The 25,321-nt window shown below is 68.8% G+C and carries 26 protein-coding genes; 17 read left to right on the forward strand and 9 right to left on the reverse strand.

All coding sequences use genetic code 11. The features are described 5' to 3' along the window. Window positions 1-2 precede the first annotated feature (2 nt). The 4 genes from VEW47_01760 (at window position 3) to mdh (ending at window position 4,116) form a co-directional block, all read left to right on the forward strand. Window positions 3-1,004: an ABC transporter ATP-binding protein gene (locus VEW47_01760; protein ID HYS03894.1), complete on the forward strand. Its 1,002-nt coding sequence runs from the start codon at window positions 3-5 to the stop codon at window positions 1,002-1,004. Continuing rightward, window positions 1,001-1,810 carry an ABC transporter permease gene (locus VEW47_01765; GenBank protein HYS03895.1) on the forward strand — a complete coding sequence of 270 codons (810 nt, stop codon included), beginning with the start codon at window positions 1,001-1,003 and terminating at the stop codon, window positions 1,808-1,810. The genes VEW47_01760 and VEW47_01765 overlap by 4 nt, the downstream gene beginning before the upstream one ends. A gap of 121 nt (window positions 1,811-1,931) precedes the next feature. Then, window positions 1,932-3,179 carry an isocitrate dehydrogenase (NADP(+)) gene (gene icd, locus VEW47_01770; GenBank protein ID HYS03896.1) on the forward strand — a complete coding sequence of 416 codons (1,248 nt, stop codon included), beginning with the start codon at window positions 1,932-1,934 and terminating at the stop codon, window positions 3,177-3,179. A 10-nt stretch (window positions 3,180-3,189) separates the two neighbouring features. Further along, complete coding sequence (gene mdh / locus VEW47_01775; GenBank protein HYS03897.1) at window positions 3,190-4,116, forward strand: malate dehydrogenase; 927 nt, start codon at window positions 3,190-3,192, stop codon at window positions 4,114-4,116. Here the strand turns inward: mdh and dacB are convergent. Continuing rightward, window positions 4,040-5,623: a D-alanyl-D-alanine carboxypeptidase/D-alanyl-D-alanine-endopeptidase gene (gene dacB / locus VEW47_01780; protein ID HYS03898.1), complete on the reverse strand. Its 1,584-nt coding sequence runs from the start codon at window positions 5,621-5,623 to the stop codon at window positions 4,040-4,042. The genes mdh and dacB overlap by 77 nt on opposite strands. 109 nt (window positions 5,624-5,732) lie before the next feature. Here dacB and sucC point away from each other — a divergent pair, with 109 nt between their 5' ends. The 7 genes from sucC to VEW47_01815 are packed head-to-tail and all read left to right on the forward strand — an operon-like array spanning window position 5,733 to window position 13,771. Continuing rightward, window positions 5,733-6,896: an ADP-forming succinate--CoA ligase subunit beta gene (sucC, locus tag VEW47_01785; protein HYS03899.1), complete on the forward strand. Its 1,164-nt coding sequence runs from the start codon at window positions 5,733-5,735 to the stop codon at window positions 6,894-6,896. Next, complete coding sequence (sucD, locus tag VEW47_01790; GenBank protein HYS03900.1) at window positions 6,893-7,798, forward strand: succinate--CoA ligase subunit alpha; 906 nt, start codon at window positions 6,893-6,895, stop codon at window positions 7,796-7,798. Before sucC ends, sucD begins: the two co-directional genes overlap by 4 nt. Continuing rightward, window positions 7,795-8,217: a nucleoside-diphosphate kinase gene (gene ndk, locus VEW47_01795; GenBank protein ID HYS03901.1), complete on the forward strand. Its 423-nt coding sequence runs from the start codon at window positions 7,795-7,797 to the stop codon at window positions 8,215-8,217. Before sucD ends, ndk begins: the two co-directional genes overlap by 4 nt. Window positions 8,218-8,257: 40 nt before the next feature. After that, window positions 8,258-10,123, forward strand: a complete 1,866-nt coding sequence (locus VEW47_01800; GenBank protein HYS03902.1) for an ABC transporter transmembrane domain-containing protein — start codon at window positions 8,258-8,260, stop codon at window positions 10,121-10,123. Window positions 10,124-10,177: 54 nt separating this feature from the next. Beyond that, on the forward strand, window positions 10,178-11,827 hold the full coding sequence (locus VEW47_01805) for a glycosyltransferase family 39 protein (protein HYS03903.1): 1,650 nt from the start codon (window positions 10,178-10,180) through the stop codon (window positions 11,825-11,827). Next, window positions 11,824-12,702, forward strand: coding sequence for a hypothetical protein (locus VEW47_01810; protein ID HYS03904.1), 879 nt, complete (start codon window positions 11,824-11,826; stop codon window positions 12,700-12,702). The genes VEW47_01805 and VEW47_01810 overlap by 4 nt, the downstream gene beginning before the upstream one ends. 1 nt (window position 12,703) lies before the next feature. Continuing rightward, the gene (locus tag VEW47_01815) at window positions 12,704-13,771 is read left to right on the forward strand and encodes a glycosyltransferase family 4 protein (protein ID HYS03905.1); all 1,068 of its coding nucleotides are present in this window, start codon (window positions 12,704-12,706) and stop codon (window positions 13,769-13,771) included. 20 nt (window positions 13,772-13,791) lie between these two features. Here the strand turns inward: VEW47_01815 and VEW47_01820 are convergent, their stop codons facing one another. Beyond that, entirely contained in the window at window positions 13,792-14,352 is a 561-nt protein-coding gene (locus tag VEW47_01820) for a methyltransferase (protein HYS03906.1), read from the reverse strand. A gap of 51 nt (window positions 14,353-14,403) precedes the next feature. Between VEW47_01820 and VEW47_01825 the strand changes: the two genes are divergently transcribed. After that, a complete protein-coding gene (locus tag VEW47_01825; GenBank protein ID HYS03907.1) occupies window positions 14,404-16,068 on the forward strand; it encodes a glycosyltransferase family 39 protein in 1,665 nt (554 codons plus the stop codon). Beyond that, entirely contained in the window at window positions 16,065-16,784 is a 720-nt protein-coding gene (locus tag VEW47_01830; protein HYS03908.1) for a hypothetical protein, read from the forward strand. The genes VEW47_01825 and VEW47_01830 overlap by 4 nt, the downstream gene beginning before the upstream one ends. Here VEW47_01830 and rfbB read toward each other — a convergent pair. The 4 genes from rfbB to VEW47_01850 all read right to left on the reverse strand — a co-directional run bounded on the left by rfbB (window position 16,735) and on the right by VEW47_01850 (window position 19,692). After that, the gene (gene rfbB, locus VEW47_01835) at window positions 16,735-17,736 is read right to left on the reverse strand and encodes a dTDP-glucose 4,6-dehydratase (GenBank protein ID HYS03909.1); all 1,002 of its coding nucleotides are present in this window, start codon (window positions 17,734-17,736) and stop codon (window positions 16,735-16,737) included. The two genes, VEW47_01830 and rfbB, sit on opposite strands and share 50 nt — an antisense overlap. Continuing rightward, the gene (locus tag VEW47_01840) at window positions 17,733-18,476 is read right to left on the reverse strand and encodes a sugar phosphate nucleotidyltransferase (protein ID HYS03910.1); all 744 of its coding nucleotides are present in this window, start codon (window positions 18,474-18,476) and stop codon (window positions 17,733-17,735) included. Before VEW47_01840 ends, rfbB begins: the two co-directional genes overlap by 4 nt. A 2-nt stretch (window positions 18,477-18,478) precedes the next feature. Continuing rightward, window positions 18,479-18,934 (reverse strand): dTDP-4-dehydrorhamnose 3,5-epimerase family protein, encoded by a 456-nt coding sequence (locus tag VEW47_01845; GenBank protein HYS03911.1) that lies wholly within the window; start codon window positions 18,932-18,934, stop codon window positions 18,479-18,481. A 107-nt stretch (window positions 18,935-19,041) separates the two neighbouring features. Continuing rightward, window positions 19,042-19,692: a phosphotransferase gene (locus VEW47_01850; GenBank protein HYS03912.1), complete on the reverse strand. Its 651-nt coding sequence runs from the start codon at window positions 19,690-19,692 to the stop codon at window positions 19,042-19,044. Between the two features lie 88 nt (window positions 19,693-19,780). Here VEW47_01850 and VEW47_01855 point away from each other — a divergent pair, with 88 nt between their 5' ends. The 3 genes from VEW47_01855 to VEW47_01865 are packed head-to-tail and all read left to right on the forward strand — an operon-like array spanning window position 19,781 to window position 21,450. Continuing rightward, entirely contained in the window at window positions 19,781-20,413 is a 633-nt protein-coding gene (locus tag VEW47_01855; protein ID HYS03913.1) for an RIO1 family regulatory kinase/ATPase, read from the forward strand. 1 nt (window position 20,414) lies between these two features. Continuing rightward, window positions 20,415-21,146 carry a glycosyltransferase family 2 protein gene (locus VEW47_01860; protein ID HYS03914.1) on the forward strand — a complete coding sequence of 244 codons (732 nt, stop codon included), beginning with the start codon at window positions 20,415-20,417 and terminating at the stop codon, window positions 21,144-21,146. Further along, window positions 21,139-21,450 (forward strand): lipid-A-disaccharide synthase N-terminal domain-containing protein, encoded by a 312-nt coding sequence (locus tag VEW47_01865; protein ID HYS03915.1) that lies wholly within the window; start codon window positions 21,139-21,141, stop codon window positions 21,448-21,450. The genes VEW47_01860 and VEW47_01865 overlap by 8 nt, the downstream gene beginning before the upstream one ends. Here the strand turns inward: VEW47_01865 and VEW47_01870 are convergent. The 3 genes from VEW47_01870 to VEW47_01880 are packed head-to-tail and all read right to left on the reverse strand — an operon-like array spanning window position 21,423 to window position 24,737. Continuing rightward, on the reverse strand, window positions 21,423-22,685 hold the full coding sequence (locus tag VEW47_01870; protein HYS03916.1) for a VWA domain-containing protein: 1,263 nt from the start codon (window positions 22,683-22,685) through the stop codon (window positions 21,423-21,425). The genes VEW47_01865 and VEW47_01870 overlap by 28 nt on opposite strands. Beyond that, on the reverse strand, window positions 22,628-24,058 hold the full coding sequence (gene proS, locus VEW47_01875; GenBank protein ID HYS03917.1) for a proline--tRNA ligase: 1,431 nt from the start codon (window positions 24,056-24,058) through the stop codon (window positions 22,628-22,630). The genes VEW47_01870 and proS overlap by 58 nt, the downstream gene beginning before the upstream one ends. A gap of 16 nt (window positions 24,059-24,074) precedes the next feature. After that, the gene (locus VEW47_01880; protein HYS03918.1) at window positions 24,075-24,737 is read right to left on the reverse strand and encodes a protein-L-isoaspartate(D-aspartate) O-methyltransferase; all 663 of its coding nucleotides are present in this window, start codon (window positions 24,735-24,737) and stop codon (window positions 24,075-24,077) included. A 114-nt stretch (window positions 24,738-24,851) separates the two neighbouring features. On the opposite strand from VEW47_01880, the gene VEW47_01885 reads away from it, so the two are divergent. Continuing rightward, entirely contained in the window at window positions 24,852-25,319 is a 468-nt protein-coding gene (locus tag VEW47_01885) for a type II secretion system protein GspG (GenBank protein ID HYS03919.1), read from the forward strand. The last annotated feature ends 2 nt before the right edge of the window (window positions 25,320-25,321 follow it).

Genomic DNA, 25,321 nt, shown 5'->3' on the forward strand with positions numbered 1-25,321 from the left:
CGATGTCCGTGGCCGTGCTGGCCGAGAACCTCACGAAGGTGTACATCAAGCGCCGGTCGCTGCGCGAGATTGCGCTCCATCCCTTCCGCCGCGCGGAGCGCGTCACGGCGCTCCAGGACATCACCCTGGAGACCCGCGCGGGGGAGATCTACGGACTCCTCGGTCCCAACGGCGCGGGCAAGACCACGTTCCTCAAGATCCTCGCCGGTCTGGTGCTGCCGTCGGCCGGACGGGCGGTGGTCGGGGGCGTCGATGTCGCGCGGGACGACCGGGCCGTGAAGAGATCGATCGGCTTCGTGACCTCGGACGAGCGCTCCTTCTACTGGCGTCTGACCGGGCGCGAGAACCTGGATTTCTTCGCCCGCCTGTACGGGCTCAGGTCCGCCGAGGCCCACAGCACCTCGGCCGGTCTCCTCAAGGTCATGGACATGGAGTCGATCGCCGATCGGTCGTTCATGAGCTATTCCACCGGCATGAAGCAGCGCCTGGCGATCGCGCGCGCCCTGCTGCACGATCCGCCGATCCTCTGCCTGGACGAGCCGACAAGGAGCCTCGACCCGATCGCGGCGAAGCACCTGCGCCGCTTCGTCGTGGATCGGCTCAACCGCGAGCGCGGCAAGACCGTGCTGCTGGCGACGCACAACCTGCAGGAGGCGGAGGAGATGTGCGGCCGCATCGTCGTGCTCGATCGGGGCCGCGTGCTGCGACAGGGAAGCGTGACCGGCATCACCACCGGTCTTCCGGGGCGCGACCACTACATCCTGACGGTGCGCGGGCTCGACGCGCCCCCCTCCGACCCGCGCTGGCGCTGCGCGCTCGAACGGCACGAGGACGGGATCCTGCGCCTGTCGGCCGAGGTGGAGCGCGACGGACGCGCCTTCTCGGATCTCCTGCGCGCCCTCCTCGAGACGCGGGCCGTCATCCTCTCGTGCGCGCGGCGCGAGCCCAGTCTTCAGGAGATCTTCGACCTCATGGACCAGGACGCTGAGAGGTCCCCGGGATGAGGACGCTGCGGACACTCCTGGCCTTCATCCGGCGCGACTTCCTCATCGAGGTGTCGTACCGGACTTCGTTCATCATGCAGGCCTTCGGGATCTTTTTTTCGGTCCTGATCTGGTACTACGTGTCGCGCGTCGTCGCGGCCCCCTCGACCACCCCCGGTCTCGAGGGGGTCGATTACTTCGCGTACGTTCTCCTGGGGCTGGCGCTCCTGCACTACCTGTCGTCGGCCCTCATGTCGTTCGGCGGCAAGGTGCGCGGCGAGCAGATGACCGGGACGCTCGAGGCGATGCTCCTGACGCCCACCTCCATCGGCACGATCGTCCTGGGGTCGTCGCTGTGGGATTTCCTGCTCACCTCGATCAAGGTGGTGACGTACCTGGTCATCGGGCGGCTGTTCTTCGGAGTCGTGATCCACCTGGGGAACCTGCTGCCGGCCCTGCTGATCATCGCGCTGACGGTCCTGGCGTTCTCGGGTCTCGGCATCCTGTCGGCGGCCTTCGTCCTGTACCTCAAGCGCGGCGACCCGATCACGTACCTCGTGGCCAGCGGCTCGGCGCTGGTCGGGGGGGTGTTCTACCCGCCTGAGGACATGCCGCGCTGGCTCGGCGGCTGGTCGCACCTGCTCCCGATCACCTATGCCCTGCGCGCCCTGCGGCGCGCGCTTTTGCGCGGCAGCCGCTTCTCCGAGCTCTGGCCGGACATCCAGGCGCTTCTGCTGTTCGTCGCGGTCCTCCTGCCCTTCGGCATCCTGGCGTTCCGATTCGCCGTGCGCAAGGCGCGGCAGGAAGGGTCGCTGGTGCAATATTGAACGGGAGAAGGCGCTGTGCTAGATTCATCGCTCACTCCGCAATCAGAGCGTCCGCACCGTCTCTCGGGGGGTCCGGGGCCGCGGCCACGCGGCGGGGAGCGGGCGCGAGGAGACCGTCACCTTGAAATTCGAAAAGCTGAATGTCCCGCTCGAAGGGAAGCGGATCGAGGTCGAGGACGGCAAGCTCAGGGTCCCGTCCCATCCGATCCTGCCGTTCATCGAAGGGGACGGCATCGGTCCCGACATCTGGGCGGCGGCGCGCCGGGTGCTGGACGCGGCGGTGAAGAAGGCCTACGGCGGCAAGCGCCTCATCCACTGGTTCGAGGTCTACGCCGGGGGCAAAGCGCGCGACAAGTACGGCGAGTGGCTGCCGCAGGACACGCTCGAAGCGATCCGCCACTACACCGTCGGCATCAAGGGGCCGCTGACGACCCCGATCGGCGGCGGCTATCGCAGCCTCAACGTCACTCTGCGGCAGGAGCTGAATCTCTACGCCTGCATCCGCCCGGTGCGCTACTTCCAGGGCGTGCCGTCGCCCGTCAAGAATCCCCAGGACGTCGACCTGACGATCTTCCGGGAGAACACCGAGGACGTGTACGCGGGGATCGAGTGGCGCGAGGGGACGGAGAAGTGCCGGAAGGTGGTGGAGTTCCTGAACCGCGAGATGGGCACCACGATCGCGGCGGACTCCGCCATCGGCGTCAAGACGATGAGCGCCAGGGCCAGCAAGCAGCTCGTGCGCAAGGCGATCAAGTACGCCGTCGAGCGCAAGAAGCCGAGCGTCACGCTGGTCCACAAGGGGAACATCATGAAGTACACCGAAGGCGCCTTCAAGGAATGGGGCTACGAGGTGGCCAGGGAGGAGTTCCCCCAGTTCACGATCACCGAGGAGGAAGCCTCGAAGGTCGCGAAGCCGCCCGCGAGCAAGGTGGTGATGAAGGACCGGATCGCCGACTCGATGTTCCAGCAGATCCTGATCCGCCCCTCGGACTATTCGGTCGTCGCGACGCCGAACCTGAACGGCGACTACCTGTCCGACGCCGCGGTGGCGCAGGTGGGCGGCCTGGGGCTGGCGCCCGGGGCGAACATCGGCGACACGACCGCCGTGTTCGAGGCGACGCACGGCACCGCTCCGGCCTACGCCGGCCAGGACAAGGTCAACCCCGGCTCGCTCATCCTGTCGGGCGCGATGATGTTCGAATACATGGGCTGGCTGGAGCCGTCGGTCCTGATCGTGGAGGGGATGCAGGCGGCCATCAGGACGAAACGGGTGACCTACGACCTGGCGCGCCACATGGAGGGAGCCGTGACGGTGAAGACCTCGGAGTTCGCCGACGTCGTCATCGCGAAAATCGAAGAGGGGAGCTGAGGAGACGGACATGCGCAGAAAGGTCTCGATCATCGGCGCCGGCAACGTCGGCGCCTCGGCGGCGGAGCGCATCGTGCAGCGCCGCCTGGCCGACGTGGTGATGGTGGACATCGTCGAGGGTCTGCCGCAGGGGAAGGCGCTCGACCTGAACGAAGCCGGACCGGTGGACGGCTACGATTTCCGGCTCGCGGGGAGCAACGGCTACGAGGAGACGCGCGATTCGGACGTGGTCGTGATCACCTCCGGCCTGCCGCGCAAACCGGGGATGAGCCGCGACGACCTCCTGCAGAAGAACTTCGAGATCGTCAAGGGCGTCACGCAGCAAGTCGTCCGGCACTCGCCGCGCGCCGTCCTGATCGTCGTGAGCAACCCGCTCGACGCCATGGCGCACACCGCGCTCAAGATCAGCGGCTTCCCGCGCGAGAGGGTCCTGGGGATGGCCGGGGTGCTCGATTCGGCGCGCATGCGCTTCTTCATCGCCGAGGCCCTGGGGGTGTCGGTCGCCAACACCCACGCCTTCGTCCTGGGCGGGCATGGCGACACCATGGTCCCGCTGCCGCGCTACTCGACCGTCTCCGGCATCCCGATCACCGAGCTCCTCTCCAAGGAGCAGATCGACTCCATCGTGCAGCGCACGCGCGACGGCGGCATCGAGGTGGTCAACCTGCTCAAGTCCGGCAGCGCCTATTACGCCCCGGCGTCCTCGATCGTCCAGATGGTGGAGTCGATCCTTCTCGACGAGCACAGGATCCTGCCCTGCGCCGTCTCCCTGAACGGCGAGTACGGCCACCGCGATCTGTTCCTCGGCGTGCCGGCGCGGCTGGGATCCGGGGGCCTCGAGAAGGTCATCGAGATCAAGCTCACCGCCGAGGAGAAGTCGGCGCTCGACCGCTCCGCCGCGGCGGTGCGGGAGCTGGTGACGAAGCTCCCGGTCTAGTCTCGACGGCTCCCCCGTCCTCGCGGCCCGCCCCCAGGTCGGCGTCGGTGCTCGCGACGACCTCGTCCACCAGGCGGTCGATGGCGCGGTGCACCGCGTCGATCGAGCCGCGCGGCCGGTTCGCGAGGACCACGAAGGCGAGCGTGCGGCCGTCCCGGTTCGCGGCGTAGCCGGCGAGGGTCAGGGCAGAGGCGACCCGGCCCGTCTTGGCGCGCACGCGCCGCCGCGACCCCTCGCCGCCGAAGCGCTCGTCGAGCGTGCCGTCCGCCCCCCCGATCGGCAGCGACGAGACCAGCTCGGGACCGATCTCGAAGTCGCTCCAGCCGCGCGCCAGGACCCAGGCGAGGACGCGCGCCGGAACGCGGTCCTCGTCCGACAGACCCGAGCCGTCCACGAGGCGCACGCCCGAGGTGTCGATCCCGAGACCCCCGACGTAGTTCTTGATGACGTCCAGGCCGGCCGCGGTCGTGCCGGGCGTCCCGACGAACTGGGCAGCCAGCGTCTTCACCAGCATCTCGGCCACGAAATTGTTGCTGTTCTTGTTCATGTCCCGCACCAGCGCGCCGAGCGGGCGCGACTCGTGCGCGTGCAGCTCGCGCGCCTTGTCGGGCACGGCGCCGACCGTCAGGTTTCCTTTGATCTCGATCCGCTCGGATCGGGCGATCTCGCGGAAGGTGGTGAGGGCGTAGAGCGGCGGCTCCTCCACGGCCCGGTGGAACACGACCGGGCCGCCCCCCCTCCGGACAGCACCGTTCACGACCAGGCCGTTCTGCCCGTTCTCGAACGAGCGCGACACGCTCAAGGACGTGGGCCCGGTCGTCGTCGTCGCGCGATTCAGGACCTGGAAATAGGAAGCCGCCGGTTCGAGCGTCAGGTCCGGGCGCGCCCCCAGAAGCGGGGACGGGTCCACGGTCACGGTCACGACGTTGAAGTTGCAGGACAAGGCGCCCACCGGGGCGTTGTACCAGGAGTCGGCGGCCGGCTGGGGCCATCCGGGGGGCCGGCGCACGGAGTCGAAGTACGACTCGTCCGCGACGAGATCACCGTCGACACGGCGCAGCCCCAGAGCAAACAGACGCCGGGCCATCATCCACCAGGACTCGCCGACGAGGTCGGGCGCGCCCGATCCCTGGATGTAGAGGTTTCCCGTGAGCGTCCCCGCGGCGTCGATCGGCCCGTCGGCCAGCAGGCGCGTCTGGTAGACGAATTCCGGCTTCAGCAGGGCGAGCGCCGCGGTGCTCGTCAGGATCTTGAGCGTGGACGCGGGCAGGAGCGGGCGATCGGCGTTGCGCATGTAGATCGGGCGTCCCTCCGGAAGCAGGAGGACGGCGATGCCGGTCTCCTCCGGACTCAGGGCGGGGGCGCGCACGAGGGATGCCAGGCGATCCGCGAGAGGAATCGGCGCGGGCGGAGCGTCGGACGCGGAGGCGGGCGTCCCGGCCGGGGCCGCCAGCGCGACGAAGACCGCGGCAAGGGCGGGGATCGCGACTCTATCGAGGAGTGACATCCTTCGGGACGACTCCCATGCTGACCGCGCGCGCATCGTAACAGAGCAGGAAAGGGCTGTCAAAACAATGGTTTGACACGATCCGGGACGGATGCTATATAGAGTGCCCATGAAAATTCACGAGTACCAGGCGAAGCAGATCCTGAAGCGCTTCGGGATTGAAGTGCCGAAGGGGGACGTCGCCTTCAGCCCCAAGGAGGCGGGGGCCGTTGCCGCGCGCCTGGGCGGAAAGTGCGTCGTCAAGGCGCAGATCCACGCCGGCGGTCGCGGCAAGGGGGGCGGCGTCAAGATCGCCGCCGACGCGGACGAGGCGGAGCGGCTGGCGCGCCAGATGATCGGCATGACGCTGGTCACGCCGCAGACCGGACCGCAGGGGAAGAAGGTGCGGCGCCTTTTGATCGAAGAGCCGGTCGACATCGCCCGCGAGATCTACCTGGGGGCGACGCTCGATCGCGGGCGCTCGCTCCCGGTCGTGATGGGCTCCGCCCAGGGGGGAATGGAGATCGAAGAGGTGGCGCGTAAGGATGCGGCGGCGATCCGGATCGAGCCGGTCGATCCGCTCATCGGCTTCCGGCCGTTCCAGGGACGCCGTCTCGCCCTGGCCCTCGGTCTCACCGGCGAGGAGATGACGCGCGGCACGCGGCTCATGCAGGCCCTCGTGACCGCGTACGACGCGACGGACGCGTCGCTTCTCGAGATCAACCCGCTGGTCGTGACGAAACAGGGGACGCTCCTGGCCCTGGACGCGAAGATGAGCTTCGACGACAACGCCCTGTTCCGCCACCCGGAGATCAGAGACCTGAGGGACACCGACGAGGAGGACCCGCTCGAGGTCGAGGCCTCCCTGCACGCCCTCAACTACATCAAGCTGCACGGGACCGTGGGGTGCATGGTGAACGGCGCCGGCCTGGCGATGGCCACCATGGACATCATCAAGTTCGTCGGCGGGGAGCCCGCCAACTTCCTGGACGTCGGCGGCGGCGCAACCTCCGACCAGGTGGCGTCGGCGTTCAAGATCCTGCTTTCGGATCCCAGCGTGAAGGCGGTCCTGATCAACATCTTCGGAGGCATTCTGCGCGTCGACGTCCTGGCGCGCGGGCTCGTCGAGGCGATCCAGAAGGTGGCCGTGCGCGTGCCGGTGGTGGCCCGCCTCGAGGGGACCAACGTCGAGGAGGGGCGGCGCATCCTCAAGGAGTCGGGTCTCGACTTCACCCTGGCGGACGGGATGCTGGACGCGGCCCGGAAGGTCGTGGCGCTGGCGGGCGCGCGATGAGCATCCTCGTCGACAAGGAGACGCGCGTCGTCGTCCAGGGAATCACGGGACGGGAGGGGACCTTCCACGCGCGCGGCTGCCTCGAGTACGGCACCCGGATCGTCGCCGGTGTCACGCCCGGCCGCGGCGGCGTCCTGCACGAGGGGATCCCGGTCTTCGACACGGTGCGGGAGGCGGTCTCGAAGACGGCGGCGGAAGCGTCGATGATCTTCGTCCCGCCCGCGGCGGCCGCCGACGCCATCCTGGAGGCCGCGGACGCCGGGCTGAAGCTGGTCGTCTGCATCACCGAGGGGATCCCCGCGTCGGACATGGTGCGCGTGAAGGCGGCCCTGTCCGGCCATCCGACGCGCCTCATCGGGCCGAACTGCCCCGGGATCATCGCGCCGGGGAAGTGCAAGATCGGCATCATGCCGGGGTACATCCACAAGCCCGGGCCGGTCGGCGTGATCTCGAGGAGCGGCACTCTGACCTACGAGGCGGTGGCCCAGCTGTCGCGGCGCGGCATCGGACAGAGCACGTGCATCGGCATCGGCGGCGACCCGATCATCGGCACGACATTTCTGGACGCCCTGCGGCTGTTCCGCGACGACGCGGAAACGCGCGCCCTCGTGCTGATCGGCGAGATCGGCGGCGGCGCCGAGGAAGAGGCGGCGCGCTACGCCGCGCGGGACCTGAACAAGCCGATGGTCGCTTTCGTGGCCGGCCAGACGGCCCCGCCCGGGAAGCGGATGGGCCACGCCGGCGCGATCATCGCCGGCGGACACGGAACCGCCGCCGAGAAGATGGCGGTCCTGCGGGAGTGCGGCGTGCGCGTCCTGCAGAACCCCGCCGAGATCGGCGAGGCGGTGGAGGCGCTGCTGCGGGAGTCGGCCCCCTCCGCGGGCGCGCGAGGGAGAGGATGATCGAGAGGACGTTGTCGATCGTGAAGCCGGACGGTGTCGCGCGGAACGTCGTCGGCGAAGTCGTGAGGCGCTTCGAGTCCGCGGGCCTCAAGGTCGTGGCGCTGAAGATGACGAGCCTCGGGCGCGCCGAGGCCGAGGGGTTCTACCACGTGCACCGCCAGAGGCCCTTCTTCTCTTCGCTCGTCGAATTCATGTCGTCCGGCCCGATCGTGCCGATGGTCCTGGAAGGGGAGGGGGCGATCGCCCGGGTCAGGACGATCATGGGGGCGACCGATCCGGCCAAGGCGGAACCGGGCACGATCAGGAAGGACCTCGCCTCGTCGATCGAGAAGAACATCGTGCACGGTTCGGACGCGCCGGCGACCGCAGCCTTCGAGATCGGCTACTTCTTCAGCGCCCTCGAGATCCCGCCGCGCTGAGGCGCGGTCCGGGGATCGTGCCCGTCTCTTTCGAGGCTTGATGAAAGACCTGCTCCGCCTCCTGCGTTACGTGCGGCCCTACGTCGCGCGCCTGGCCGCGGCCGCGCTGTCCTCGGCCCTCATCTCGGTCGTGCTGCTCGGTCTGCTCAGCCTGATCCGGCCGATCGTCGACCAGTTCTTCTCCCGCGTGCCGATCGAGCCGGCCGCGACGCAAGGCAAGGGGGAGATCGTCGATCGGGTCCTGAAATTCCTTGGTCCGGGCGGCACCGTCGCCCCGAAGCTTCCGCTCATCGGACGCCTCGGAGAGTCGACGGGCCAGATCGTGATCATCGCCGCGCTGATCGTCATCCTGTTCGTGCTGAAGGGAGTCTTCACCTACCTCGGCTCGTACCTGACACGGTGGGTCGGGCTCCAGGTGGTCAGGGACCTGAGGTCCGACCTGTACGCCCGCATCCAGAGACAATCGCTGGCGTTCTTCTCCGATCACCCGAGCGGCATGCTGATCTCGCGGGTCGTCAACGACGTCGGGCGTATCCAGCGGACGGTCTCGGGAGATCTCGCGGACATCTTCCGGCTGGTGGCGATCGTGATCGGGCAGGCGGCGTGGCTGTTCTACTTGAACTGGCGGCTCGCCTCCTTCTGCCTGATCCTGCTCCCCCTGATCGTCTACCCGGTGGCGCGCCTCGGCATCCGTCTCAAGAGCACGAGCCGGCGCAGCCAGGAGAAGATGGGGGAGGCCGTCGACGTGATGAAGGAGGGGATCACCGGGACCCGCGTCGTGCAGGGTTTCGGGATGGAGGATTTCGAGATCGGGCGCTTCGGCAGGGCGCTCGACCGGATCCAGAGCGCGGAGAAGCGCGGCGCCCGCCTGACCTCGATCACCGGGCCGGTGCTGGATGTGGTCGGGGCGATCGGGGGGGCCATCCTCCTGGCCTACGCCCTGATGCGCATCGCCTCGGGCAAGCTCACCGGCGGCGAGTTCCTCACGTTCATCGGTGCGCTCACCATGATCTTCCTGTCGATCAAGAACCTGGTGAAGATCAACAACGAGCTGCAGCAGGCGATGGCCGCGGCCCAGCGCGTCTTCCACCTCATGGACCTGCCGAACCGCGTGCGCGAGAAGCCGGGTGCCGTCGATCTGCCGGCGTTCCGCGAGCGCATCGAGTTCCGGGGGGTGCATTTCGCGTACGGCCAGACCCCCGTCCTGCGGGGGGTCGATCTGATCGTGCCAGCCGGCACGGTCGTGGCCCTGGTCGGCTCGAGCGGCGCCGGCAAGTCGAGCCTGGTGAACCTGCTGCCTCGTTTCTACGACGTGACCGAGGGGGCGCTGCTCATCGACGGGCGCGACGTGCGCGACGTGGCCCTGCCGTCGCTGCGCAGCCAGATCGGCCTCGTCACCCAGGAGGTCATCCTGTTCGACGACACGGTACGCAACAACATCGCCTACGGCCGGGCCGATGTCCCGATGGAGGCGGTGCTCGCCGCGGCGCGCGCCGCGCATGCCGAGGCGTTCATCCGGACGCTGCCGCACGGCTTCGATACGACCCTGGGGGAGGCCGGCCACCGGCTGTCGCTGGGACAGAGGCAGAGGATCTCGATCGCGCGGGCGATCCTGAAGGACTCGCCGATCCTGATCCTGGACGAGGCGACGTCGTCCCTCGACATGGAATCGGAGGCCGAGGTCCAGGGGGCGCTGCAGAACTTGATGAGGGGTCGCACGGTGTTCGTCATCGCGCACCGCCTCTCCACCGTCCGCCGGGCCGACGTCATCCTGGTCCTCGACGAGGGACGTCTGGTCGAGCGTGGCACGCACCCGGAACTCCTGGCGCGCAAGGGGCTGTACGCGCGCCTTCACGCGCTGCAGTTCCGCGACGACCGGCCCGCGCCCGAGGCCTCCGTCCAGTAGACCGTCCGATCCTCTGGGCCACGGGAGCGTCCCGCGGCCGGGAGCCACGAGCGCATGACCCTGGCGGTCCTGATCTTCCGAAGCGACAGGAGCTGTCTCCTGCTGCTTCTCGTTCTGGGGCTCCTGCTGTTCGCCACGGGACTCGGAGCGCACGACCTGTGGGCCCCCGACGAGCCGGACATCGGCGAGGTCGTTCGCGAGATCCACCTGAGCGGGTCGTGGGCGGTGCTGCGCGACAACCAGCAGCTCTACTTCGAGAAGCCGCCGCTCTATCCCTGGCTCGCGGCGCTGTTCTCTGTTCCGGCGGGCCGGCCCACGGAGCTCGCCCTGCGCCTGCCGTCGAGCCTCGCCGCGCTCGGGGGGCTCTTCGTCGTCTTTTTCCTGGGAAGGGGCCTGTTCGGCCGGCGGACCGGGACGCTCGCGGCCGTGATCCTGGCGACGACCTATGGATACTTCATGGAGGGGCGCTGGGCGCACCCCGACATGCTCTGGACATTCTGGCTGATGCTCGCCTGCCTGGCCTTCCATCAGGCCTACCGGGCCGGCGGCGGGCAGGTCTGGATGGCGGTCTTCTATTTCGCCATCGGTCTGGCCAATCTCACCAAGGGGCCGCACGGGCTGCTCATCCCGCTCCTGGCGGTCCTGGTCTTCCTGGCGTCATCGCACGATCTCCGGTTCGTGCGGCGGATGGGCCTGCCCTGGGGCCTGCCGCTCTCCCTGGTCCCGCTCGCGTTCTGGGTGGCGGCCTACCGCAGGACCGGCGAACCGTTCCCCCTGGAGGCTCTCCTGCAGCGCCTGGCGCACCGCTTCACGAGCGGCGAGCACCACGCCCAGCCCTTCTACCACGTCCTGATCAGCCTGCCCCTGGAATTCTTCCCGTGGGTGATCCTGCTGCCGGCCGCGCTGCGGCACACCTTCCCGCGCCGCGGGGCGCGGCCGGACCGTGACAACGCCTACGTCTACTCCTGGATCGTCGTCATCTTCACGGTGTTCACCGTCTCGGTCGAGAAGCGCGGCGTGTATCTGCTGCCGCTGCTTCCGCTGCTCGCCCTCCTGGTGGCGCGGGTGTGGGACCTTGCGCTGATGGACTGGGACCCGTCGCCGGTCGATCGCGCGATCGCCTGGCTGCCCGGGATCTGCCTGGCGCTCGCGATCGGGGGGGCCGTCGTGGCCGTGCCGAAGATCCGATCCGAGGCGCCCGATCTGCTCCGACCGGCGGTCCTCGTCGCCGCGCTGGCCGGCCTCACAGCGCTCGCGGCGCTGATCGTGCACCGGCGGTACCGGGGCGGGGCCGCGCTGGCGGCGTTCAGCGGCGGGCTCGTGGTCGTGTACCTGGCGGTCGTGGTGGCCGTTCTGCCGGCGCTCGATCCGCACAAGTCGGCCCGGGCCTTCAGTCAGCGCGTGCTGGCCGAGGTCGGTCAGGCCGAGCTGGCGATGTATCCGGACTACCACCCGACCTATGTCTACTACACCGGCCGCTTCATTCCGGTGCTGAAGAGCCCCCGCCAGCTGAGCGAGTATTTCAGCTCGCCGACGCGCCGCTACTGTCTCATCGAAGACGACGTCTTCGAGGGGGAGCGGCGGACGCTCGCCGGTCCGCTGGACGTCCTGGACCGGCAGCAGATCGGGCATCGCGAAATGCTCCTGGTGGCGGGGGGCGGGACGCCACCCATATCCGAAGTGCCGGAGGGGAAGACGCCATGAGGGGAACAGGAACGAGAGCGCGTGCGGGACTTGTCGTCCTGCTGGTGTGCCTGATGCCCGGGACGATGCAGACGGCCCGGGCGGACGAGTCCGGGGCCGCGGAGGGGGCGGGGGAGCGCACGGGATCGGACGCGCCCCTGAAATGGCGCCAGGTCGGCCTCGACGCGCGCTACGTGTTCGGGCGCCCCGCCCACCTGGATCGGGCCGGATGGTTCAAGCTCGCCGCCGTGATCGGAACGGGAGCGGCTCTCTACACCGTGCGGAAGGATATCCGGGACGCGGTGCAGCGCAACCGGACGGACTCGATCGATCATTTCCTCGACGAGGCCCGCAACATGGGAAAGCTGGGGACCCCTCTGGCCACCGCCCTGGGCTTCTATCTCGTCGGCAAGATGCGCGATTCGGAGTACGACCGCGAGACGTCCATGCTGCTCCTCGAGACCCTGGCCTTCGCGGGGGCCGTGACGGGGACGGCCCAGAAGGTCGTCGCCACCGACCGGCCGGAAGTCGGCGATCGCGTCCGGTTGTTCAGCTCGAACGGCCACAGCGTCTCGGGCGACGTCACGATCGCGGCCTCGATGCTGGCGCCGATCATCGACCGGCACCTGCGTGTCGGGTCCGACGACGGCCGCGGCGTCCGCTTCTGGAAGCACTTCGGCACCTGGGGTCTCTACAGCACCGCCGGGCTCACCGCCCTGCAGCGCATGGACCGGGATCGCCACTGGGCCCCCGACGTCTTCCTGGGTTACGCCAGCGGGCTCGGGATCGGACGCCTCCTCGTCGACTCGCACCGGGGCGGGCGCGGGTGGCGCGACGCGCCCGGCCGGGTGGCCTTCGATCTCGGCCCGGGCGGAGTGCGCATCACCTGGAGGTAGGGTGCGCCTTCTCTGCGTCCTGAACGGCGGCGCCAGCCACCCGAGCAGCCGCCTGCGGGTCCTGCAGCATCTCGAGGTCCTGAGAGAGCGCGGGATCGACGCCGAGGTCTTCGTGGCCAAGAGGCGCCGGCTGTCCGATCTCGCCGATCTGGCGCGCAAGGCGCGGCGCTCCGACGCGGTCCTGGTGCAGAAGAAGCTGTTCGCACGCTGGAAGCTGCCGCTCCTGCTCGGCACCGCCCCCCTCGTGTTCGACTTCGACGACGCGATCTTCGCGGTCAGTCCCGACGAGCGCGAGCGCTTCGGGGAGGAGCGCGCCTCCAGGCGGGCCGTCTCGCGCCGCACGCGCCTTGCCGCGGTCCTCCGTCGCGGCACCCGGGTAATCGCCGGCAACCGGTACCTGGCCGAGCACGCGGCGCGCTACGCGCGGGACGTGGCGGTCCTCCCCACCGCGGTGGATCTGCGCCCGTTCCCCGCCCCCGCGCTGGCCCGGGCGCGCGCGGCGCGCGGCGCGCGAGGGGGCGCGCCACGGATCGGCTGGATCGGCAGCCGGCCGAGCCTGCGCTATCTGCAGGCCCTGGCCGAGCCGCTGCGCCGCGTTCTGAGGGAGAGCCCGGGAGGGAGATTCGTCCAGATCTGCAACGAATTCGTGGAATTTCCCGGCGTCCCGACGGAGACGATCGCGTGGAGCGCCGCGGGGGAGGCGCCGGCCCTCCTGGATCTCGACATCGGGGTGATGCCGCTCGACGACACGCCGTTCTCGCAGGGGAAGTGCGGGCTGAAGATCCTCATGTACCAGGCGGCGGGGCTGCCCGTCGTCTGTTCGCCCGTCGGGGCCAATCGCGATCTGGTCCAGGAGAACGAGACGGGGCTCTTCGCGCGGACGGCGGACGAGTGGGTCTCCTGTCTTCGACGCCTGGTCGTCGAACGGGACCTCGCGCGGCGGATGGGTGAGCGCGGCCGCCTCAGGGTCGAGACGAACTACAGCGCCGCGGTCGTCGGCGCGAGGCTCGCCGACCTGCTTCTGGGGGCTCTGAAGCAGCCCCCTCCGCAAGGGCCGGTCGGGGGATGAGGATGCGTCTCGGTCCGCGCTCAGGGATGTCCCGTCTTCCAGGCGAGGACGGCGAGCGCCAGGGTGACGCCCGCCAGGACCAGGGGCTCCTGGTTATGCACCATGAGCGGAAAGGACCAGGGCTGCCGGCCGCCGGGGTAGCGGCGGAGCCGGGGCAGGAGGATCGGCACGCTCCGGTGGTACTCTTCGAAGGCCGCGCCGTGCAGCCTCGCCAGACGCCCCCCTTCGACCCGCAGCTTGCGGGGAATGTAATAAAGGAAGAAGACGGCGTAGCCGATCGCCAGCGCGACGAGGTTCACGTACGCTGCGGTGCGGGCCGCGATCGCCAGCCCGGTGAGGATCAGGAGGCGTCCGAGGTAGAGCGGGTTCTGCGTGTAGGCGTACGGTCCCGACGTGACCAGACGGACCGACTTGGTCAGGTGGCCCGTGGCCCACATCCGGACCGCCTCGCCGAGAAGCGCCAGGACGGCGCCGGTCCAGAGGAGCGCCGGCGTGGGGTGGGACACGTACAGCAGGGCCGCGATGAACGCGTAGACGAGGAGGAGACGGATCCAGCCGAGAACCTTGCTGCGCTCCTGCATCCGTCGTCTCCGCACAGAGGGCCCGCCGTCGGCGGCGAGGACGCATCCTAGATGGACGCACACGGGACTGTCAACGCGCGCGAACGGCGCCGCCTCGCGCTCCTCCTGTTCGCCGGGCTCGGTCTCTTCTTCTGGAGACTCGGGTCGCACGACCTGTGGCCTCCCGACGAGCCCCGCTTCGCGCTGGTGGCGAAGGAGATGTGGATGCGCGGCGATTACTCGGTCCTGTCCCTCGACAATCATCTTTATACCGACAAGCCGCCGCTGTTCTTCTGGGCGATCAACGGCTTCGCGAGCCTCCTGGGGGGGATCGACGAGTGGGCGGCGCGGCTGCCGTCCGCCGTGTCAACCCTCCTGGCGCTGCTCCTGATCGAGCGACTCGGGGCCTGGCTCTACGACCGGCGTACGGGTCTGCTGGCGGCGCTCGTGTTCGCCACGTCGCTGCAGATCCTCGAGCGAGGCCGCTGGGCCTCGATCGACATGACGCTGAACCTGTTCGTCCTGTCGGCCATCGTCCTTTTCTGGCTCGGCCGCGCGCGGCGGGACAGGGAGGGCGTCCTGATCGCGGCCGCCTGGATCATGATGGGAGTCGCGACCCTGGCGAAAGGGCCGGTCGGTCTGGTGCTGCCGATCCTGGCGATCGTGCCCTGGGCGCTCCTCGAGCGGGATTTCCGTTTCGCCCGGCGCGTCGTCTCCCCCCCGGGCATCCTCCTCTACCTTCTGGTCACCCTGTCCTGGTTCGGAGTGTTCGCCTGGCGGCTGGGATTCAGGTACGCGATCTGGGTCCTGATGCACCAGAACGTGGAGCGCTATGTGGGGGCGTGGAACTCGACGCATCCCGTCTGGTACTACCTCTGGCGGTTTCCGGTCGGCTTCTTCCCCTGGATCGTCTTCCTCCCCTGGGCCGTCGCGCACGCGGTCTCGCCGCAGGAGCGCGAACGCAGGAGCGCGGCGGTCTTTCTCCTGTCCTGGGCCGCCGCCATCTTCCTGTTCTTCTCGTTCTCGACGGGAAAGCGCGGCGTCTACATCATTCCGCTCTACCCCGCCGCGGCCATCCTGGTGGCGCGTCTGCTGGCGCGCGCCTGGCGGAGCGCCCCCGCAGAGGGGGAGACACGCGGGTCCGACGATGAGGCCGCGCTTCCGGAGGCGGCGCGCCGTCTGCGCATTCCTCTCTTCGCGTGGGCCGGAATCACGCTTCTGGTGACGGCCGCGCTGGTGCTGATGGCGCGCCGCCGCTACCCGGAGCTTCTCGCCACGGCCGCGGCCCTCGGTCTCGTCTTCGCCGCCGGCGCCGTGGCGGCCTCGATCCTGCACGTGAGAGGCCGCACCGCGGGGGCGCTCACCTGTCTGTTCGCCTCGCTCGTCCTGGTGGTCCTCATCTCGACGGAGACTCTCCTGCCCTGGGCGAACCGGCGCGCGAACATCCGCGGCTTCGCCTCTTTGGTGAAGGAGCGCCTCGTGGACGGCGCGGCATTCGCGACGACCGAGGAGAAGCGGGATGCCTGGGTGTTCTACACCGATCGTTTCGCCGAGGAGGCCGACACGCCGGAGGCGATAGCACTCTACCTCGGACGCCCGGGGCCGCGGCAGCTCCTGATCGAGGACGAACTGCTGAAGACGGTCGATCCCGCCGCGTTGTCCGGCGTGATCGAAGTCCTGCGCGGAACGGTATCGGGCCAGGGATACCACCTGCTCCAGAAGGACGCGTCCCGGTGAAGTGGGTCGGCGTCGCGACAGGGGCCTGTCTGGCCGTCGTGGCGGTCGTGATCCTCTGGGCGACCTCGCTGCTCGACCCGCCGGAGAGCCTGAGCCGGTCCCTGGCGGTCTTCTCCGCCGTCTACCCCGGTCCGAACCGCGGCGCCGAGGTCGAGAGGATCCCCTGCGGGTCGTTGAGGCACCTGAGGCTCTACGTCGTCTGCACGAACGGCTGCCAGGACACCTGGGTCATCGTCGGAGTGCGCGGTCTCTGGCCGGAGAACCTGGCGAACCCGGGTCGGATCCCTCCCCAGCCGGTCGAGGAATCGCGGGCGCGGATCTCGGAAGCCGTCGCCCGCGACCACCTGTCCCTGGATCGCGGCGGCGCCCGCGAGATGATCGCGTGTTATCTCCGGATCGAGGGGCGTCTTCCCGGCCTCGTCCTGACGCCGCTCGACCTCGTCGCCCTCGAGGGGGCCCGGGACAGCGAGGAGAACATGCAGCGGCTGGCCGAGAGCCTGGACGCCGAGGACGCGGTGTCGCGCATCGATCCCGTGGAGACCGAGGACGGCTACCGGGCGCGGCTGCTGTACTGGGACACGTCGCTTCCCGACCGTCCGGTCCTGGAGATCGATCTGGACATGGAGCGCAACGGGGTGCTGCGCTCGATCGATGTGACGGAATCCGTCAGAGGCGGTAGTGCGCCCGGTAGTACGACAGGTAATCCCCCGTTTTGATCGGCTGCCACCAGGCCCGGTTCTCGGCGTACCAGGAGACCGTCCGTTCCAGGCCCTCCTCGAACCGCACCCGCGGCGACCAGCCGAGCGCCTGGATCCTCGAGCAGTCGAGGGCGTACCTCCGGTCGTGCCCGGGACGGTCCTGGACGTGCCGCAGGAGCGTCCTGGGTTTGCCCAGCCGGTCGAGGATCATCTCGGTGATCTCGATGTTGCGGCGCTCGCTGCCGCCGCCGATGTTGTAGACCTCGCCGGGCGTGCCGCGCTCGAGCATCACGTCGAGCGCCGCGCAATGATCGGTCACGTACAGCCAGTCACGCACGTTCTGACCATCGCCGTAGAGCGGCAGAGGCTCGTCCGAGAGGGCGTTGGTGACGAACAGCGGGATGACCTTCTCGGGGTACTGGCGCGGTCCGAAATTGTTCGAGGCGCGGCTGATGAAGACGGGCAGGCGGTAGGTCGCGAAGTACGAATACGCCAGACGATCGGCGGCCGCTTTGCTCGCGGAGTACGGGTTGCTCGGCATCAGGGCGTCGGTCTCGCGACTCTGGCCGCTGGCCACGCTGCCGTACACCTCGTCGGTGGAGATCTGCACGAACGCCTTCACCTTGCGCTCCCGCGCCGCCTCCAGGAGCGTGTAGGCGCCGTAGATGTCGGTGCGGATGAACCCCTCCGGATCGCCGATCGAACGATCGACGTGCGTCTCGGCGGCGAAATTCATGAGAATGTCGACGCCCCCTTCCATCGCCCTCTCGACGTCGGTCTTCGAGGCGATGTCGCCTTTGAGGAACACGTACCTGGGATTCCCCTTCAGGTCCTCGAGGTTGGCGGGATTGCCGGCGTAGGTGAGCTTGTCGAGGACGGTGACCCGCCAGTCGGGGTGGGCGGCGAGCGCATGGTGCGCGTAGTGGGAGCCGATGAATCCGGCCCCCCCGGTGACGAGGACGCGCGTCATCGGATCTTCGCCGTGAGCTTCTCGATCATCTTCTCGCGGACGAGCTGGCTGGCGCGGTACAGCGACTCGAAGGTGCCGGCGTCGGTCCACCAGCCCTCGAGGATGTCGTGCTCCAGCTCGCCCCGGCCCAGGTAGGCGTTGTTGACGTCGGTGATCTCGAGCTCGCCGCGGTCGGACGGCTTGAGCGTCGAGACGATATCGAACACGGACGCGTCGTACATGTAAATCCCGATGACGGCGTAGTCCGACTTCGCGACCTTCGGCTTCTCCTCGATCGACACGATCCGTCCGCCGCGCAGCTCCGGCACGCCGAAGCGCCCGGGGTCGGGGACCTTCTTGATGAGAAGACGCGCCCCCTTCGGTTGCGCGCGGAAGGCGTCCACGGTCCGGCGGATGTCCCCCTCGATGATGTTGTCGCCCAGGATCACCACGACCTTGTCGCCGTCGGCGAAGTGCCGGGCCAGCGAGAGCGCGTCGGCGATCCCCCCCTCGCCCTCCTGGTAGGTGTAGGCGATATCCTCCAGCCCGAACTCGCGGCCGTTCCCCAGAAGGCGCAGGAACTCCCCCGCATGGTTGCCGCCGGTGACGATCAGGATGTCGCGGATGCCGGCGTCGACCAGGGTCAGGAGCGGGTAGTGGATCATCGGCCGGTCGTAGATCGGCAGGAGGTGCTTGTTCGTGATCTTCGTCAGTGGATTCAGGCGCGTGCCCAGGCCGCCGGCGAGGATGACCCCCTTCATGCCTACTTCTCCTTCAGCGCCCAGTCGTAGGGGACGTCGGGACTGTGGGGATCGACGCGGTATTCGTCGGGGGCGTCGTGCCGGTAGGGCTCGGTGGGAAGATTGAGCATGATCGCCTCTTCCGTGCCGATCGCCTTGAAGCCGTGCAGGACGCGGATCGGGATCTGCAGCAGCATCGGCTGGTGCACGCCGAGGAAGAATTCGTTCACCTCGCCGCGCGTCGGCGAGCCCTCGCGGTCGTCGTACAGCACGACCTTGAACATTCCTCGGACCCCGATGAAGTTGTCCACCTGGATCTTGTGGTAATGCCACCCCTTCACGACGCCGGGGTAGGCGGTCGTGATGTAGGCCTGCCCGAACTTGCTGAACAGCTCGTCGTCCGATCGCAGCGTCTCCATGAGGCGTCCCCGTTCGTCGGGGATCACCTTGAGCGCCTTGGTGCGGACGTCCTTGATCATGAACGCGGATGTCTCCGGAGACCCGGGTCGATGGCTCGGCCGGATTATATCAGGAGTCTCGGGGAAGATCTCGCGCACGGGAGAACGTCCCCGCTCGCGGGACGACGCTAGCCCCGTCGCCGAATCAGGTCGAGGAGGGCCTTCATCCGCCGGCCGATCCGGTACAGGCCGGGGCGCCCGGGCAGCTCGGCGCCGGGGGCGGGGAGCAGCCGGCGCCGGAGCTTGGCCGCCGAGCGGAGGTCGGCCCTGCACAGCTGCCGGAAGAGGAACCACGACACCCGACCGGCCGAAGGGGACACCACGACGCACGTGGAGAAGTCCACCAGGTACGGCTCGTCGCCGGGACCGGCCAGGACATCGTGACGGTGCAGGTCGCCGTGCGCGACGCCCCGGGCATGAAGTGTGCTGACCAGGAGGTCGAGGCGATCGAAGAACCGGGAATCCAGCTCGCCCGGCCGGAAGGACGCCAGGCTCCGCCCGGCCACGTACTCGAGTGCTATCGCCTGGCGGTCCACCCGCGCGAGGAACGCCGGCGTGCCGCGCGCGCCGGCCAGGGCGCGATAGGCGCGCACCTCGCGATCGAGCTGCCACGGGCCCAGGACCAGGCGCACCGGCCAGGGACGCGAGGACACGTCCTTCAGGACGATGCGGCGCCCGCCGAACTCGACCAGATCCACCACCGCCTTGGCGACGTTCCGACCGTCGTGGAGACGGCGGCGCGGCAGGGACTCGAGATCCCGGCGCGTGAAGGCGGTCATCGCTCCGGAGCCATGTCCGGTGCCCTCGGGAGGCTATGGTAAGATGAACGTTCTTTGCGCGAGCGCGCAGAATAGCACAGGAGCGCCGATGGCCGAGACGCTCGAGGCCGCCGCCACCCCGCTGACGATCGAGATCATCCGGCAGGGGAGCTGGGCCAAGCCCGACATCAAGAGCGTCGCGTACGGTTCGGATCGCGCGGTCCTCAAGGACTTCAGCGACAAGCTCTGGCCCGTGCGCCTGCTGGGTCGCCGGCAGGTGGCCCGCGAGATGCGGGCGCTTCGCAGGCTGCAGGGGATCGCCGGCATTCCCCGGTGTTATGGCGAAGCCGGACGGATCGGGATTCTCATGGAGCCGATCGAGGGGGAGCGGATCACGCGCTGGTGCCGGAGAAAGCGGGACCAGGCCGGACCGATGTTCGACAAGCTGGTGCGGCTGGTGGGGCAGATCCACGCGCGGGGTGTCGCGCACATCGACCTGCGCAAGCGCGACAACATCCTCGTCACCGAAGACGGCCGGCCGTGCATCATCGACTTCAACGCCTCCTTCTGCTTCGACCCTGCGGGTCCGGGTGCGCGCTTCCTGTTCCCGTTCCTGCGGCGTATCGACGATTCGGCGGTCCTGAAGTGGAAGTTCCGCCTGGCCCCCGAGCTTCTCACCGAGGAGGAGTCCGCGCGGCACCGCTTCATGAGCCGTCTCCGCCGTCTCTGGATCTTTAATTAGCGTGAGCGGCGGTCCCCCGGCCTCCCCCGGAGTCTCGCTCGTCATCCCCGTCTACAACGAGCGGGACAACCTGGCGCTTCTCCACCGGGAGATCACGGAGGTCATGAAATCGACCGGTCACACCTACGAGATCCTGTTCGTGGACGACGGCTCGACCGACGGCAGCGACGGCGTCCTCCGCGGGCTGCGCTCCGCCGACCCGCGCGTGAGGGTGCTGACCTTCGCGCGCAACGCGGGTCAATCCGCGGCCATGGACGCGGGATTCAAGAGCGCCGGCGCGGATGTGGTCGTCACGCTCGACGCCGACCTCCAGAACGATCCGGCCGACATCCCGCGGCTGCTCGCGGCGCTCGCGGGCTGGGACGCCGTCGTCGGCGTGCGCGCCAGCCGGCAGGACAGCCTGGTGCGGCGGGTCTCGTCGAGGGTCGCGAACTACGTGCGCAACCGCGTGAGCGACGAGACGATCACGGACACCGGCTGCTCGCTCAAGGCGTTCCGTCGACCGGCGCTCCGTCGCCTGGTGCTGTACGACGGGATGCACCGCTTCCTCCCGACGCTGCTGAAGATGGAAGGGTTCCGCGTGCAGGAGCTTTCCGTGGGGCACCGGCCGCGCCGCCACGGTGAATCGAAGTACGGCATCGGCAACCGCCTGCTGCCGTCGTTCATGGACCTGCTCGCGGTCCGCTGGATGAAGCGGCGCAAGCTGCGCTACGAGGTGAAGGACGATGTTTGAGCGTCTGCTGCACGTGAACGGCTGGGTGCTGTTCGGCATGCTGGGACAGGTCCTGTTCGGTCTGCGCTTCATCGTGCAGTGGCTGGCCTCGGAGCGACGCAAGGAGACCATCGTGCCGGTGGCGTTCTGGTACCTGAGCCTGGCGGGCAGCCTGATCCTGTTCGTCTACGCCTTCTGGTACAGGCAGGACATCGTCATCAGCATCGGTCAGTCGGCCGGCGTCCTGATCTACGTCCGCAATCTCATGCTCATCCGCCGTCCCCGCCCCCTCGCGTCTCAGTGTCCCGGCGGGCCCGGCGCGTAGTAGCCCGCTCTCGCCTCAACTTGAAGGCCGGGATTCCTGGTCCGGATCGTGATGGCCCGCCACGTCCCGTCGCGGGCTTGATTCGTCGAAACGTACGCCAGCGCGTATTGAGCCTTCAGATCGACGGCGATGTGCCGGTAGATGTCCGAGAGCTGCCCGGCCCGTTCGGGGTAGTAGGAGCGGCCCCCGGACGTGCGCGCCAGCCGATCCAGGATGTCCTTCAGGCTGCGCTCGTGGCGCAGATCGAGCTCGGTGTCGAGGTGGCGTCCGAGACCGATGGTGTAGACGGCGACCTCGGAGCGGTGCGCCTTCTCCAGAGCCTCCTCGAACAGGTGCAGGCTGCCGGGCTCGTTGTCGGTGAAGGCCTGGTCGCGGCCGTCGGACAGGAGCACCGCGACGCGCCGGCCCTCCGCCCCCGCGAGCTGATCGGCCGCCCGGTAGATCGCGTCGTAGAGCGCCGTCCCGCCGCGGGCCTGGATCGCCTCGATCGCGGTCTTGATCGCCTTCCGGTCGGCGCTCGCGGCGGTGAGACCCTGCAGGTCGTCGTTGAACGACAGGACCATCAGGCGGTCCTCCGCGTCGACGCTCTCCGCGAACTCCACCGCCGCCTTCCGCGCCAGCTCGATCTTGCCGCCGAGATTCATGCTGTTGCTGGCGTCGATGAGGAGGACGATGGTGAGCGGCACTTTGGCGGATGTGAAATGGGTCAGGACCTGGGGCACGCCGTCCTCCAGGATCGTGAAATCGTCCCGGGTCAGGTTGAGGACCGACGTTCCCTTGCGGTCGCGGACCGTGGCGTAGAGGTTGACCAGCCGGACCTCTTCGTACTGCCCGACATAGATGGGTCGCGTCACCAGGGTCGCCTCGCCGCGGCGGCCGAGGGAGTCGACCGCCACCGCGCGCAGCGTTTTCTTGACGAAGCCGCTCCCGGCGTTCCAGGTCAGGGTGTAGGGCGGGCGCTCGAAGACGCTCAGGAGCGTCCCGTCCGCCTCGATCTCGACGCGCACGATGCGGGCGTCGGGGGTGGTCGTGGCCTCGACCGTGATGCGCGTCTCGCCGAGGACGAGGCCGGGGGGCGCCGGCTCGAGGAACCGCACGGTCGGAGTTGTTTCCGGCTCCGCCGCGGGAGTCGCCCGGGGCGCGTCCGCGTCCGGAGCGACAGGGAGGAGGGCCGCGATCAGTACGATCGCGCGAAGTAGACCCAGCGTCTGGACGCGCCGTTGCAGCGCAGACACGTGCCGTCCTCCCGGTTGCCTTCGAGCGGAATACAGCGGATGGTCGCCTTGGTCTCGTCCTTGATCCGCTTTTCGCAGTCGGCCGACCCGCACCAGTGGGCGCGGAAGAACCCGCCCGTTTCGTCGAGGCCGCGCTTGAGCTCGTCGTAGCTCTTCGCGTCACGCGTGTTCTCCCGCAGGAACGCGCGCCCCTTCTCGAGCATGTCGGACTGGATCTCCTCGAGCAGCGGAGCGACGCGCGCCAGGAGACCGTCGCGCGGCACCGGGGTCTTGCGTCGATCGAGGCGGCGCACGGCCGTGAACTGGTTCTTCTCGAGGTCCCGGGGGCCGATCTCGAGACGCAGCGGCACGCCCTTCAGCTCCCACTCGTTGAACTTCCAGCCGGGCGAGACCTCGTCGCGCAGGTCGGTCTTGACCCGGAACGCCCCCTTCAGCTCCTCGGCCGCCAGTCTCACCGCCTCGGAGATGCGCGTTCTCTCCTCGTCGCTCTTCCAGATCGGCACGATCACGATTTGCACCGGGGCGAGACGCGGCGGGAAGCACACGCCGCTGTCGTCGCCGTGGGCCATCACCAGAGCGCCGATGAGCCGCGTGCTCACACCCCAGGACGTCGACCAGACGTGCTCCCACGTCCCCTCTTTCGTCTGGTACTTCACCTCGAACGCTTTCGCGAAGTTCTGGCCGAGGTTGTGGGATGTCCCCGCCTGCAGCGCCTTGCGGTCCTGCATGAGCGCCTCGAGGCTGTAGGTGCGGAGAGCGCCCGCGAACTTCTCGCTGTCGCTCTTGACGCCCGTGTAGACCGGGATCGCCATATGCTCCTCCGCGAAACGCCTGTAGATCTCCAGGATCTTCAGCGCCTCCTCCTCGGCCTCCGCCTCCGTGGCGTGCGCCGTGTGACCCTCCTGCCAGAGGAACTCCGTGGTGCGCAGGAAAAGCCGCGTGCGCATCTCCCAGCGGACGACGTTCGCCCACTGGTTCATCAGCACGGGCAGGTCGCGGTAGGAACGGATCCACTTGGCGAACATGGCGTAGATGATCGTTTCCGAAGTCGGCCGGACGATCAGCGCCTCCTCGAGCTCCTTGCCGCCGCCGTGCGTCACGACGGCGAGCTCGGGCGCGAATCCCGCCACGTGCTCGGCCTCCTTGTGGAGGAAGGACTCCGGGATGAACAGAGGGAAGTAGGCGTTCTCGTGCCCGGTCTCCTTGAAGCGCGCGTCGAGCTCGCGCTGCATCGCCTCCCACACCGCGTAGCCCAGCGGGCGGATCACCATGCACCCCTTGACCGGCGAGTAATCGGCCATCTGCGACTGGGTGATCACGTCGGTGTACCAGCGGTTGTAATCGTCCTTCCGGGATGTGAGGTCCTTCGCCATGCGCTCTCCTAGTGGATCAGTCCCGGGACCGCCGGTCCCGGGTCAACGGCACGAAACGGACGGGCAGAAGCGTCTCGCGATCGAACCCGCGCTCCCGGCGCGTCAGCCGCACGAGCTCCTGATCGAGCGCGCCGAGCGGGATGACCAGCCTCCCGCCGACCGCGAGCTGGTCGAGAAGCGCCTGCGGAGTCTCGCGCGGCGCGGCGGTGACGAGGATGGCGTCGAACGGCGCCTCCTCCGGCCAGCCGTCGTGCCCGTCTCCCACGCGCGCCGTCACGTTCGCGCATCCAATCTCACGCAGCCGCGCCCCCGCCGCCTCCATCTGCTGCGGCCGCATTTCGATCGTGAACACGTGCCGCACCAGGAGCGACAGGACGGCGGTCTGGTACCCGGAACCGGTGCCGATTTCGAGCACCCGGTCGGTCGGCCGGGGTCGGATCGCCTCGCTCATGAACGCCACGATGTACGGCTGGGAAATCGTCTGCCCCTCCCCGATCGGCAGCGGCGCGTCCTCGTAAGCGCTTGTCTGGAAGGACTCCGGCACGAACAGGTGGCGCGGCACCGACTCCATGGCCCGCAGGACCCTCGGATCCACCACACCGCGCCGCTCGATCTGCTCGAGGACCATCCGGGCTCGCTCTACGGCATGCGGGTCGTCCGGGTCCGGCGGGTTCTGCAAGGGGCAGCGCCTCGCGGAAATCTTATCACAGCGTCCGCGTCGTCCCCGTGACGGCCCGCCGGCGCCGGAAATCCGCTACAATCCCCGCGGAAGTCGTCAGGAGGACTGACGGACATGCACGACACCGCCGAATCGCCTGAGCCGGACATGGTCCGGGGGGAGCCGCGTCGAGCGGGCCCCATCGCGCTTCTGGTTGCGCTGACGGCCGCGCTCATTGCTTCGGCCTGCGGCAAGACCGGCGAGCAGGCGGCGCACCAGGTCCTGCACGCCATCGATCAGGGCAAGTTGATTGGCACACGCGGGACGATGGAGAACATCGGCAAGGCGCTGACGACCTACTCGATGGACCGCGGCGGGTACCCCCCGGGGACGTCGATCCAGGAGGCGACCGCTGCGCTCGTGCCGGCGTTCCTGCCGTCGCCCGTCACCGTCGACGCCTGGGGCAATACGCTCGCGTATCAATCGGACACGAAGAGCTTCACGCTCACCAGCCCCGGGGCCGACGGGCGGATCGGCAGCGCCGACGACATGGTGATGAGCGACGGGCGGTTCACTCAACTGCCCGCACCCGGGACCCAGTAGTT

This window comes from Candidatus Dormiibacterota bacterium (assembly GCA_035635555.1).
Taxonomy (GTDB): domain Bacteria; phylum Acidobacteriota; class Polarisedimenticolia; order Gp22-AA2; family Gp22-AA2; genus Gp22-AA3.